Here is a 12977-nt window from a genome sequence, read left to right on the forward strand (position 1 = left end):
TATAATGTGGCAGGGGTGGAGAGATTCGAACTCCCAGCATACGGATTTGGAATCCGTCGTTCTGCCGTTGGAACTACACCCCTGCAGACGAGGCGAATAATACCTAAGCTAATTTTAAAGTAAAGTGCTTTTTACATAAACACAATCAACTGCCTATAAAATCAACAAACAATATGAAATAACAGAGCAACTTCTCAACTAAATGCTGTTGCTAATAAAGCTGCTGCTCCCATCAAAAAGAAAGGAGGTAAGGATTCTATTTTTTTATCTTGTGACTTACACAACAGCTGATTTAATCCCTCTTTTTAGCGCCAGTTAGCTAAAAAACTCTTTTACTGTCTGCACATCGGGAACCGAGCCTGCATGAACAAGTTTACCATCAACAGTTACGGCAGGAGTACTAACGACTCCCGCTTCCATTATTGCCTGCAGGTCACTCACTTTTGACAACTTTATTTCAATCTGTAACTGCTTAGCTGTTTTTTCTATTAACTCCGCTGTATTTGTACAATTTTTACAACCAGAACCATACACATTAATATTTTTCATTTTATACCCTCTTTTATTTTAAAAATTAACTGCATTAAATAACCAACCCAATAAACTTAAAGCCACCAGCAAATAAGCGGCAATCAGTATTAATAAGCGCGAGCTCATCACCTGCTTAAGCATCATAAATTCAGGTAAACTGACTGCGACAGCACTCATACAAAAAGCAAGCGTCGTTCCCAGCGGTACCCCTTTTAGTAATAAACTCTCCAGAATCGGCACAATCGCGGTGGCATTAACGTACATAGGGATAGCCAGTAAAGTTGCAACCGGAACTGACCACCACTGCCGATCCCCTAAGTGTTCACCAAACCAGGCTGCAGGAACCGCACCATGAATAACAGCACCGATCGCGACCCCAAGCACCACCCATTTCCAGATCCGGATAAATATGGTCAGCATCTCTTTTTTAGCAAATTGATGACGCTCAGCTAAGGTCATGACTTTATCCTGATATTCAAGCACGGGAGCGGCATCATCCCGTTTGTATTGCTCGGCAAGAAACGGTGCTAACCAACGTTCACCTTTGATTAAATCAACTAGAAAACCAGCCGTAATGCCCAGTGCTAAGCCGATAGAGATATACAGAAGTGTAAATTTCAGGCCAAGTAATGAACCGAGCATCACCACAACAACTTCATTGATTAGAGGGGAAGTCAGTAAAAATGCGATAGTAACGCCAAGAGGAATACGTGCAGAAACAAATCCCATAAATAATGGAATTGAACTACAGGAGCAAAACGGCGTGACAGAGCCAAAAATCGAGCCGAGAATGTAGCCTAAAAAGCGATTTTTCCCCTGTAGATAATAACGTACTTTTTCCGGATTTAGTGTTGCCCTGACAACTGCAATAAGATAAATCAGCACTATCAGAAGGACTAAAATCTTAGCAGTGTCTTCAATAAAAAAGTGAACGGCATCGGCAAATTTACTATCAGCAGAAAGCTTAAATAGTGAGTACGTTACCCAGTCGGCAAAATAGGTGAACCAGTCCAGCATCAATTTTCTCCAGTTATTAATACCAATCTATATAAATATCTGATCAATCTTGCTGGTTAAAATTAACGATAACTTCGTTGTTTTCAATCCCAATAGCTAGCTATTACTCAATCAAACGCCTTGTTATCATTAACTTTTCCTGCGCAATTTCAGACCATTTACTTATATAGATTGGTATATGTGTCTATTTATAAACACGCGCAAGTTCGAGAAAAGATGCAGATTATTTTAAATTATTTTCTTGGCGTGAAAGAGCTGACACCTTGCTGATCAAATTTTACATTACAAGATGAGATCATCTGTTCACGAAGTTTTTTTCTCGCTCGCTGAACTCTTGATTTAGTTGCCGTAAGGGATAATCCTCTGCTCTGAGCATACTCTATTTGCGATAGCCCCTGCATATCACACCGCTCAATTATATCTTTATCATTCTCATCCAACTCGCAAAGAACACGTAGCAGACATTGCTGCAGATTGACAATAGGTGCATGCAGATCTTCCTCAGCAGCCTCACTACAAACAGAGCCGATTTCCAACTTCGCTTGGCGATAAGAGTCAATCATACTGTTTTTCGCTATGGTAAAGAGCCAGCTTTTTGCATGGGTTAATGTACAAAAGCGTTCTTTATTTTGCAGTGCTTTAATAAATATATCTTGCAGAAGATCTTGAGCCTGATCGTGATCGCCTGTTTTCTTCACTAACCAGCTTTTTATCGCTTGTTCGTTTTCATCCCAAGCTGCCATTAAACAATCCAAAATAATTACCCTGATAAGCAAATAATCAATTTAGCTTATACAATTTAGCTTAGAACAACAAAAAAAAGGAAGCGGACACAGATCGACAGCATAAGTATAAAGGGGGTTTTTAGAGGCAGTTGTATAAATATGCAAAGAAAGTTAGCAGTTCACTCCTCCGACTAACGCAGTCGAGTTAAGTGTAACTTCACTTATCTACTAATAAAGAGTGCATCCAAATTTTAGCATCAGTGATATTGTTGAAAAATTGAAATGCTTCGCCTGCTTTATTATACAGCTCTGAAATGTGTCGCTTACCCAATGCAGGAAAAGTAGAGTCCGTTAAAATTAATGCGGTTGCCACCCGCCCATTATTTTTATCATATTTAATGTATTCTACGAGTAGCTCTGCAGCGTCAGGAGTGTGGATTGGTTCGCCATTTATAATGGCAATCACCCCCCATTCATCCTTTGTTCGTTGCTTTTGTACTAAGTTCGCGTTCTCAGATGAAAGGATCATCGCTTCCTTATTCCATGGACCGCGGCCTTCAATAATTAATATATTATCTTCTAATTTAAAATCTAATGTCCCATGATCCAGCATCTTATTTTAAATCCCTTCTTGATCCTGCCCATAATGATGGTTGCATACAAAATAACTATAGCACGGCTATCGGTAGCGGATTCATATTGTCCATATTTTTCAGATAATTATCTCATTTACCATTGATATCGAATTTTGAATAAAAGACAAACTTTTCATCTACTTTGTCACTTCGACATTGCAACTATTTAGGCTAAGCTTATGTTCCATTTGCAAAATTTAAACAGCATCAGAAATTAGGGGAATCTGTAAATGCTTTGCGTATAATAATTCCATACCACATCAAACGTTGCAACGAAAAATAATAAATTGTTTTTAAAAAGGATCTTAACAATGAGTAATCCACAACCATCTATCAAACCAGCTAATCCTAACTTTTCATCAGGGCCATGTGCCAAACGCCCGGGTTATGATATTAATCAGTTAGATCTTTCAACACTTGGCCGTTCACATCGTTCAGCCATTGGTAAAGATGCATTACAAAAAGTAATTACAGATACAGCAGAGATTTTACAGCTGCCTGAAGGTTACCGAGTAGGAATCGTTCCAGCGTCTGATACCGGCGCGATGGAGATGATTATGTGGTCTATGCTTGGCGCTCGCCCGGTTGATGTCTGTTACTGGGAATCATTCGGCCAAGGCTGGTTTGCTGATATTACTAAACAGTTGAAATTGGAAAACGTTAATCAGATTCAAGCCGATTACGGGCAACTTCCCGATTTATCACAACTGAATTCAGATAATGATCTAGTCTTCACTTGGAATGGCACCACCTCTGGCGTAAAAGTTGAAAATGGTGATTTCATCTCAGATGATCGCCAAGGCTTGACCATTTGCGATGCAACCTCTGCTGTATTTGCCATGGAAATGCCATGGGAAAAATTAGATGTAACCACTTTCAGCTGGCAAAAAGTACTAGGCGGTGAAGGTGGACATGGCATTATTATTTTAAGCCCTCGCGCGGTTGAACGCTTAGAAAGCTATACACCAAGTTGGCCAATGCCTAAAATTTTCCGTTTAACCGCAGGCGGTAAACTGATTGAAGGTATTTTTAAAGGCGCAACCATTAACACCCCTTCGATGCTCTGTGTGGCAGATTATCAGGATGCTTTAAATTGGGTAGTCGATCTTGGCGGTGTTGCAGCAAGCATTAAAAAGTCTTTAGATAACTTAGCGGTTTTAGAAGCTTATGTTGCACAAAACAGTTGGATTAATTTCTTAGCTTCAAGCCCAGCAAGCCGTTCAAATACCAGTGTTTGTTTATCTGTAGATTTAGACGATACGCAAATTAAACAATTTATTAAACTGCTGGCAGATAACCAGGTCGCTTATGATATTGGTGCCTATAAAGATGCTCCAAGCGGTCTGCGTATCTGGTGTGGCAGCACAGTTCAAGAACAAGATATTAAGGCATTACTGCCATGGCTTACTTGGGCATACCAAGAAGTAGCTTAATACCCAAAAGAATAATTAGGAGTAAATATGAGCGACAATGAATTCGATTTTGACTATATCTGTATTGGTGGCGGCAGTGGTGGTATCGCGTCTGCCAACCGTGCATCAAGATATGGACAAAAGGTTGCCATTATCGAAGCAGAAGCCTTAGGCGGCACCTGTGTTAATCTCGGTTGTGTGCCTAAAAAAGCGATGTGGTATGCAGGACAAATCGCTGATGCGTTGCGTTATGCGCCAGATTACGGTTTTGAAGCACCGCTAAAAAAATTCAGCTGGGCAAAACTGATCGAAAGTCGCGATGCCTATATCGAACGTATCCATCACTCTTATGCGCGCGTACTCGGTAATAATAAGATCACTGTAATTAATGGTTTTGCTAAATTTATCAACAATCACACCGTTGAAGTAAACGGTAAAACCTACACAGCCCCGCATATCACTATAGCAACAGGTGGTGCGCCGACTGTGCCGAATATTGCAGGCGCAGAATATGGTATTACTTCCGATGGTTTCTTCGCATTAACGCAGCAGCCCAAGCGTGTGGCAGTCGTTGGTGCCGGTTATATTGCGGTTGAAATTGCCGGTGTATTTAACGCTCTCGGCAGTGAAACACATCTGCTTTGCCGCCGCCAAACTTTCCTGCGTGAATTTGACTGCATGCTTTCATCAACACTGGTTGAAGTAATGCAGGAAGAGGGACCAACATTACACACCCATTCCGTGCCAAAATCAGTGCAAAAAAATGCCGATGGCAGCCTGACTTTACATCTGGAAAATGAAAAGTCAGTAACAGTTGACTGTCTTATCTGGGCAATTGGGCGTACGCCAGCCAATGCGGGAATAGGCTTAGAAAATACTGATATAGAGCTTAATGAGCGCAACTTTATCAAGGTTGATAAATACCAGAACAGCAGTGTTCAGGGAGTTTATGCGGTCGGTGATAATACAGGTGAAATTCAATTAACACCTGTGGCTGTTAAAGCGGGCCGACAATTATCAGAACGTTTATTCAACGGTCAACTTGATGCGCATTTAGATACAACACTCGTCCCGACTGTGGTATTTAGTCATCCGCCAATCGGCACCATAGGTTTAACCGAGCTTGAAGCTATCGATCAATACGGTAAAGATAATTTAACCGTTTATACCTCGCAGTTTACCAGTATGTACACTGCACTGACTGCACATCGTCAACCTACCCGCATGAAGCTTGTTTGTACCGGTAAAGAGCAGAAAGTCGTCGGACTGCACTGTATCGGTTTTGCATCGGATGAGATATTACAAGGTTTTGGCGTAGCGATAAAAATGGGCGCCACTAAAGCTGATTTTGACAGCTGTATTGCGATTCATCCTACCAGTGCCGAAGAGTTGGTTACTCTGTAGATAGAACTCACAATCTACCCTAATTGGCATGCACATTCTGTGCATGCCAAGCCTCTCTTATACTGTGCCTTATTCTGACACCCGAGCAAGAGTCAGCATCTTCAAAAAGATGGGATATAACTTTTTCTATAAGCAATCAAGCTGCTCCTCTCCTTTTTGTTCTCTTTTCTAGTAGACTACGCCTATTTTTCTCTTACACTCAGCATGGACTTATCATTTTGCATACACTTTCTCAGCTAAAATCTGGCGAATTAATCGGCATTCAGTACTTGAAAATATCAGAAAACTTAACGTCATTCCCATTAGAAATTTTATCACTGGCTGATAGCTTAGAAATTCTTGATTTATCCGACAACCAATTAACTTCATTGCCAGAAGAGCTAATGCAGCTAAAAATGCTTAAAATCATTTTTGCTTCAAATAATCTCTTTGAGACACTACCTGAAGTACTTGGGCAATGCCCTAACTTGGAGATGGTGGGTTTCAAAGCAAATAAAATCAATCAGGTTCCAGAAAATGCATTACCCGCAAAGTTACGTTGGCTGATCTTAACCGATAACCATATTGAAACCTTACCAGACACTTTGGGCGAACGGTCACGACTGCAAAAGTTAGCATTAGCAGGCAATCGCTTAACACATCTACCGCAAACCTTAGCTCAGTCTACAAATCTGGAGTTAGTACGTATTTCTGCCAATCAACTGGAAGAATGCCCAGCTCAATTACTGGGTTTACCTAAACTTGCTTGGTTTGCATTTTCAGGTAATCCGTTTAGCCAGTCCGATGTCAGCATTAAATCAGTCCCAGAAATACCGTCATCCAGCTTCACGTTACAAAAAGTACTTGGCCAAGGTGCATCTGGCATTATTTCAAAGGCGACTTGGAATGAAGAGCAAGCCACCTTCCCTTCTGATATTGCGGTTAAAGTATTTAAAGGCGAGGTAACGAGCGATGGTTACCCAGAAGACGAATTACAAGCGTGTTTGAAAGTAGGCAATCATCCAAATTTAATTCAGTCTTTAGCACAAGTAAATGAAAAAGAGTATTTAGCATTAATCATGAATTTGATACCAGATCACTATAGTAACTTAGGGCTACCGCCATGCTTTAAAAGTTGCACACGTGATACCTTTCCACAGGGCTTTACTCTATCCATTGAGCAAATTGATAAAATCGTTGTGCAGATGGAAAATGTATTTACCCATTTACATGCAAAACAAGTATGCCATGGCGACTTATACGCACATAACACCCTGTTTGATGAACAAGCCAATATCATTTTCGGTGATTTTGGTGCGGCGACTATCTATCAGATGCTGACAGCAGAGCAGCAAGTGCAGATCAAGCTGATTGAACAGCGCGCACTGCATCATTTTATTGATGATCTATTAACTATTTGTGCCGAAGAAGATCTGCGCAGTGAGAAATTTAACCTGCTTAAACAGCAGATTGCTCATTAAAATATGGAGCCCCTCTCTTTAACCTCAGCACGGGATAATGAAAGCACAATACTATTTAATATCATAGAGTTAAACTTTTATAGTATACAGTGTTGATAGTTTTGTGTAGTTCAAGGCAAATCAGCATAGCAATAGCTGGCTATTGGTCGCTGATTTAACGCAGAAATACGCGGAAATAGCTGCTCTGTATCGATTTGCTTATTCCGAGTTGAGATTATTTATACTGGAAACAAAAAAGAAAAAGGGGATGTAGTTTGTTAAACGCTCACTCTCTTGCCCAACTTATCCGATATATATAAGCGATGCTATAGTCAAAGGTATACCACTATAAGGATTATCTATGGCTTTCATCCAATCATTTGGCGGTGCTGAGACGGTTACCGGTTCATGCCATTTTTTACAGCTTAAAAATGGGCCTAAAATTATGGTCGATTGCGGTTACTTTCAAGGCACTGATGAAAAGCTGGCGTTTGAACCTTTTGATTTTGATCCCAAAAAAGTCGATATTCTATTAATCACTCATGCCCACCTGGATCATATTGGACGCATTCCTAAACTGGTCAAAGAAGGATTTGACGGCAGAGTGATCGCTTTAAGAGCAACGATGGAATTGGCTGAGGTCGTCTTAATTGACAGTGCCAAAATTGCAGAAGAGGATTTTAAAACCGCACTTAGAAAGGCTAAAAGATCCGGTGAAGAAAAACAGCTTCGCCCCCCTATCTATAGTATTGATGATGCTAAAGCCGTGTTTGATTTAAACATTCAATATACCAGCTACAATAAAGCAATTCAGCTTGTCCCCGGCGTAAAAGTCACCTTTAGAAATGCAGGGCATATTCTGGGCTCCGCAACTATTCAAATCGATTTTGTAGAAGAGGGCCACACAAAATCAGTGGTTTTTAGTGGTGATTTAGGCGCTCACAAAGACTTAATCATGCCTGCGCCAACTTTTGTTAAACAAGCGGATGCACTTTATATTGAATCGACCTATGGTGATCGTAATCATCGCGGCTTAAAAGAGAGCGTAGATGAGTTTAAAGAGATTATTATCAACACCTTAAAAAACCAAGGTAACGTACTGATCCCGTCCTTTGCGATTGAGCGGACGCAAGAGATTCTACTGCTTCTTAAGCAGATGTATTACGACCGGGAGCTTCCCGTCTGCAAGGTGTTTTTAGATTCTCCGATGGCCATACGCGCCACGCAAATCTATAGCAATTACCACAGTGAATTAAATGCTTCAGCCAATAAACTGCTGCAACGTGACGGCACTGTTTTTGATTTTCCCTATCTGCAATACTCACTCAAAGAGCATGATTCCATGCTGATTAATAAGGAGGAAAGCGGCTGCATTATTATTGCAGGCAGTGGAATGTGTACAGGCGGGCGCATTTTGCATCACTTTAAACACCGCCTATGGGATGCCCGTAACAGTGTTTTATTTGTGGGTTATCAAGTGCAGGGCACGCAGGGGCGGCAAATGATCGATGGTATAGAGTTCATTTCGCTTTATCACGAAAAGATTCAGGTGAATGCACAAATACATATGATTAACGGATTTTCAGCTCATGCCGATCAAAGCGATCTGTTGGCCTGGATGGCAGAGTTTGAAAAACTCGATAAGGTATTTTTAATACACGGAGAGCCTGACAAACAAGCTATCTTTAAACAGGCTGTCGAAGAACAACTGCATAAACCCGCCCATATTGTCGAATATGGCGAACAAGTTTACATTTAGTAGCCGTTAAAAAATTTAGATTATGATACAAAAAAGCCCCGTTTTGTTGTCACAAAACGGGGCTTTTTATAATTAGATTAAATAATTTTAATCTTTGTTATTCATATACTTAAAGAAGTCTGAATCAGGGCTTAATACCATTACATCATCTTTATCAGAAAAGCTTTTCTGATACGCCTGCATGCTGCGTAAAAAGGCAAAAAATTCTGCATCTTGGGTATAGGAATCGGCGTAAATTTTTGAAGACTGCGCATCCCCCGCACCGCGTACTTCCGATGACTCTTTATTAGCTTGCGCTAACATAATCGATACCTTACGGTCGATATTCGCGCGGATCACCTCAGACTGCTCCTGACCTTGAGAACGATGCTCTTTGGCAACCGCTTTACGCTCAGCACGCATACGTTTGTAGATACTGTTACTTACCTCTGCAGGCAGGTTGATTTTCTTAATACGAACATCAACCACTTTAATACCTAATTCACTCGATCGCGCCATACGTTTAAGTGCTGTTTCCATCACTTCTCCACGTTTACCCGAAACAATCTCTTTAATGGTATGAGAACCAATTTCGCTACGTAAGCCGTTGTTGATTTTGCGTTTAAGCAGAGCTTCCGCCTGCATTTTATTACCGCCTGTAGCGAGGTAATAAACCGCTAAATCTTCAATCTGCCATTTAACGTAAGAATCGATAATCAGATCTTTTTTCTCTGACGTTACAAAGCGATCCGCCTGATCATCAAGTGTTTGGATACGTGTATCCATAATGCGCACAGAGTCGATAAACGGCACTTTAAAATGTAAACCTGGAGGATATACAACAGGCACATCTTGAGCATCACGTTTAACTTTACTAAATTGCATCACGATACCGTTCTGCCCTTCAGAAACAACAAATGCGCTACTGATAAAAACAAAAACAAGTAAAACTGGAACTATAAGTAATTTATTCATTAGTAGTTTCTCCCTGTGCTGCGGCTACTACGAGATAGTCGATCGCTGCTTGAGGAACGCTCGTTTAGATCTGCTTTTTCATCAGCTTTAGAGCGGGTTTCAATCTCTGACACCCCCTTTACTTCAGAGCTGCTGTTCACGCCTTTGTTCATCAATTTATCTAACGGTAAAAACGTTAAATTACCACCCGCCTTATTATCAATTAACACTTTGCTGCTGTTATTAAATACAGACTCCATCGTTTCAAGGTAGATACGCTGGCGTGTTACTTCAGGGCTTGCTTTATATTCAGGTAATAATTTATTAAAGCGGGCAACTTCACCTTGCGCTTTTAAAATAATACCCTCTTTATAAGCCTGCGCCTGCTGTTCAATACGTTTCACTTGACCACGAGCAATCGGCTCTTTTTCACGCTCATAAGCTTCCGCTTCACGGACAAAACGCTGTTCATCTTCCTGAGCGGCAATAGCATCATCAAAGGCATCTTTAACCTGATCTGGCGGACGTGTTTGTTGTAAATTGACATCAACGACTTCAATACCAAGATCGTAAGGTGTAATAATTTTATCCAGCATTTCCCATGTCTCTTGACGCACTACTTCACGGCCCGTTGTTAATGCATCATCCATAGTTGAATGACCGACAACAAAACGTAATGCACTATCAAGTGCTTGTAATAAACTATTATCCGCATTGGTAACACTAAACAAATATTTTTCTGGGGCAATAATTCGGTATTGCACTTCCATCGCCACCTGCACAATATTTTCATCTTCAGTTAACATGAAACCTGTTGTCGGCATAGTACGGAATGCTTCAATATTAATCGGAATAACGCGATCGACAAATTTTGGATTCCAGTGTAAACCCGGATCAACTTGAGAATGGTAAGCACCAAAACGTAATACCACACCACGATCTGACTCTTTGACTGTGTACCAGCCACTAACAAACCACACTATGGCAAGCACAGCAAAAACAGCAATAATGACGAACTTAGTGCCACCACTATTATTGCCATTACCATTACCACCAGATCGTTTTTTACCAAACAGATCTGCCAGTTTCTGGAAAACAACATCTAAGTCAGGCGGCCCCTGGTCTTTCTTTTTATCATTGTTTTTCCACGGGTCTTGATCTTTTTCTTTATCTTTTCCCGGTTCATTCCAAGCCATATTTAGCTCCCGATTAAGTAATATAAATAAGTGATAGAATACAACAATGTAACAATGTTCACTCTAATAATAAAGGAAACATGACATATTATGTTGTTTCTCTCTAATTAGCGTTAACAATATACTCTTCTATATAGCTACCTTGCTGTTTTATCAAGCGCAGCCAGTCAATATTGTTTAAACGAATATCTAATAAGCAGTCACCATTTTCAGCATAAGACTCGTTTTCAATACAGTCCAGTTGGTAAAAAATCGCACGTAGCTTTCCTTGTTCTGGCGGAATAGCAAGCCGCAGAGAACGAATTTGTCCTGATAAAATTGCCATTAACGATTCAAATAGCAACTCAGTCCCAGCACCGGTTTGTGCTGATAACCAAACGCGAACAGGTTTACCTTGATCGTCAAAATCGACATGCGGCTGAATATCATCAAAAGCATCAATTTTATTCATAACCGTTAATTGCGGCACTTCTCCCGCATCAATCTCAGTCAGCACACTTTGTACTGCATCAATATTAGCGCGGTAATTATCATCTGAACAATCAACAACATGTAAAAGCAGGGTTGCCTCACGCGTTTCCTGCAATGTAGCCTTAAACGCAGCCACTAAGTCATGGGGTAAGTGACGAATAAAACCAACCGTATCAGCTAAAATACAGTTGCCGACATCTTCCACATCAATTTTACGCAGGGTCGGATCAAGTGTTGCGAATAATTGATCGGCCGCATAAACGCTCGCTCCTGTGATTTGATTAAACAGTGTTGATTTACCCGCATTGGTATAACCGACCAGTGAAATTGTTGGTACTTCATTACGTTGACGCGAACGTCGACCTTGGTCCCGCTGCTTTTCCACTTTCGATAAACGAGATTTAATTGTGCTGATTCGCGCTCGTAACAAACGTCTGTCTGTTTCTAATTGCGTTTCACCGGGACCACGTAAACCGATACCGCCTTTTTGGCGCTCAAGATGCGTCCAACCGCGAATAAGACGTGTTGAAAGGTGACGCAACTGCGCGAGTTCTACCTGTAATTTACCTTCATAGGTACGCGCTCGTTGCGCAAAAATATCTAAAATCAGCGCCGTACGATCCAGCACTAAACATTCACACAGTGCTTCCAAGTTACGTTGCTGAGCAGGTGTTAAGGCGTGATTGAAAATAACCACATCCGCTTGCGCCGCTTTTACCGTATCAGCAATCTCTTGTGCTTTACCTGTACCGACGAAATAACGTGCATGAGGGGATTTTCGAGAGCCTGTCACAGTATCAACTGCATTGACTCCCGCAGAGCTTACTAGTAATTTCAGCTCATCAAGATCTTCTTTTTTATTGTCATCGGAAAAAGTGATATGAACTAAAACAGCCTGTTCACCGGCTTCGTAACGATCAAACAAATATAGCTCCAACTAAGAAATGAATAAAATTAACAGGGAATCATCCTACCATAACCACGACAGGGGTTAGATAAAAAAATGGCCTGCACAAAGGCAAGCCAAAATAAACTGCAGCAAATATTTTAAATGTTAATCAACATGAGGAATCGTTGGCACTGCGCGCGCAGGTACAACAGTTGAAATAGCATGTTTGTAAACCATTTGGCTAACGGTATTTTTTAATAAGATAACGAATTGATCAAACGACTCAATCTGCCCCTGTAACTTGATGCCATTTACCAAATAAATTGCCACTGGAATACGCTCTTTGCGTAACGTATTTAAAAATGGGTCTTGCAGTGATTGTCCTTTCGCCATTGTTTTTTCCTATTATTGTTATTAGATAGTTTTTAAGCTCAGCCAGTATAAACAATGGTTAAATAAAAACCGATTTCATGACTCAAAATTTTGATCCATAACACTTTCTAAAAGAGTGACTTGGTTTCAACTTATAAAACCGCTTTAATCAGATCAAAATTCTCTTCACTGCC

12 protein-coding genes and 1 tRNA gene are annotated in these 12977 nt (G+C 40.7%); 4 read left to right on the top strand and 9 right to left on the bottom strand.

Features of this window, described 5'->3' with window-relative positions; translation table 11 throughout:
• Window positions 1-7: 7 nt before the first annotated feature.
• From AC4GME_RS02645 to AC4GME_RS02665, 5 genes are all read right to left on the bottom strand, one after another.
• Window positions 8-83: transfer RNA gene (locus tag AC4GME_RS02645), tRNA-Trp, on the bottom strand.
• A 232-nt stretch (window positions 84-315) separates the two neighbouring features.
• Window positions 316-549, bottom strand: a complete 234-nt coding sequence (locus AC4GME_RS02650) for a thioredoxin family protein (RefSeq protein ID WP_490378987.1) — start codon at window positions 547-549, stop codon at window positions 316-318.
• An 18-nt stretch (window positions 550-567) separates the two neighbouring features.
• Window positions 568-1548: a permease gene (locus tag AC4GME_RS02655; protein WP_490378988.1), complete on the bottom strand. Its 981-nt coding sequence runs from the start codon at window positions 1546-1548 to the stop codon at window positions 568-570.
• A gap of 233 nt (window positions 1549-1781) precedes the next feature.
• Complete coding sequence (locus tag AC4GME_RS02660; RefSeq protein WP_490376070.1) at window positions 1782-2291, bottom strand: sigma-70 family RNA polymerase sigma factor; 510 nt, start codon at window positions 2289-2291, stop codon at window positions 1782-1784.
• 199 nt (window positions 2292-2490) lie between these two features.
• On the bottom strand, window positions 2491-2886 hold the full coding sequence (locus tag AC4GME_RS02665; RefSeq protein ID WP_490376071.1) for a hypothetical protein: 396 nt from the start codon (window positions 2884-2886) through the stop codon (window positions 2491-2493).
• A gap of 333 nt (window positions 2887-3219) precedes the next feature.
• Here AC4GME_RS02665 and AC4GME_RS02670 point away from each other — a divergent pair, with 333 nt between their 5' ends.
• From AC4GME_RS02670 to AC4GME_RS02685, 4 genes are all read left to right on the top strand, one after another.
• Complete coding sequence (locus AC4GME_RS02670; RefSeq protein WP_490376072.1) at window positions 3220-4341, top strand: phosphoserine transaminase; 1122 nt, start codon at window positions 3220-3222, stop codon at window positions 4339-4341.
• Between the two features lie 27 nt (window positions 4342-4368).
• Window positions 4369-5724, top strand: a complete 1356-nt coding sequence (gorA, locus tag AC4GME_RS02675) for a glutathione-disulfide reductase (RefSeq protein WP_490376073.1) — start codon at window positions 4369-4371, stop codon at window positions 5722-5724.
• Window positions 5725-5942: 218 nt separating this feature from the next.
• Window positions 5943-7184 carry a leucine-rich repeat-containing protein kinase family protein gene (locus tag AC4GME_RS02680; protein ID WP_490376074.1) on the top strand — a complete coding sequence of 414 codons (1242 nt, stop codon included), beginning with the start codon at window positions 5943-5945 and terminating at the stop codon, window positions 7182-7184.
• Window positions 7185-7524: 340 nt separating this feature from the next.
• Entirely contained in the window at window positions 7525-8922 is a 1398-nt protein-coding gene (locus AC4GME_RS02685; RefSeq protein ID WP_490376075.1) for an MBL fold metallo-hydrolase RNA specificity domain-containing protein, read from the top strand.
• Window positions 8923-9009: 87 nt separating this feature from the next.
• Here AC4GME_RS02685 and hflC read toward each other — a convergent pair whose 3' ends face one another.
• From hflC to hfq, 4 genes are all read right to left on the bottom strand, one after another.
• Window positions 9010-9876, bottom strand: a complete 867-nt coding sequence (gene hflC, locus AC4GME_RS02690) for a protease modulator HflC (protein WP_490376076.1) — start codon at window positions 9874-9876, stop codon at window positions 9010-9012.
• Window positions 9876-11051 carry an FtsH protease activity modulator HflK gene (hflK, locus tag AC4GME_RS02695; protein ID WP_490378989.1) on the bottom strand — a complete coding sequence of 392 codons (1176 nt, stop codon included), beginning with the start codon at window positions 11049-11051 and terminating at the stop codon, window positions 9876-9878. Before hflK ends, hflC begins: the two co-directional genes overlap by 1 nt.
• A 103-nt stretch (window positions 11052-11154) precedes the next feature.
• Window positions 11155-12447 (bottom strand): ribosome rescue GTPase HflX, encoded by a 1293-nt coding sequence (gene hflX / locus AC4GME_RS02700; RefSeq protein ID WP_490376078.1) that lies wholly within the window; start codon window positions 12445-12447, stop codon window positions 11155-11157.
• A gap of 129 nt (window positions 12448-12576) precedes the next feature.
• Entirely contained in the window at window positions 12577-12804 is a 228-nt protein-coding gene (hfq, locus tag AC4GME_RS02705) for an RNA chaperone Hfq (RefSeq protein WP_490376079.1), read from the bottom strand.
• Between the last annotated feature and the right edge of the window lie 173 nt (window positions 12805-12977).

It is taken from the genome of Psychromonas sp. (assembly GCF_983033635.1).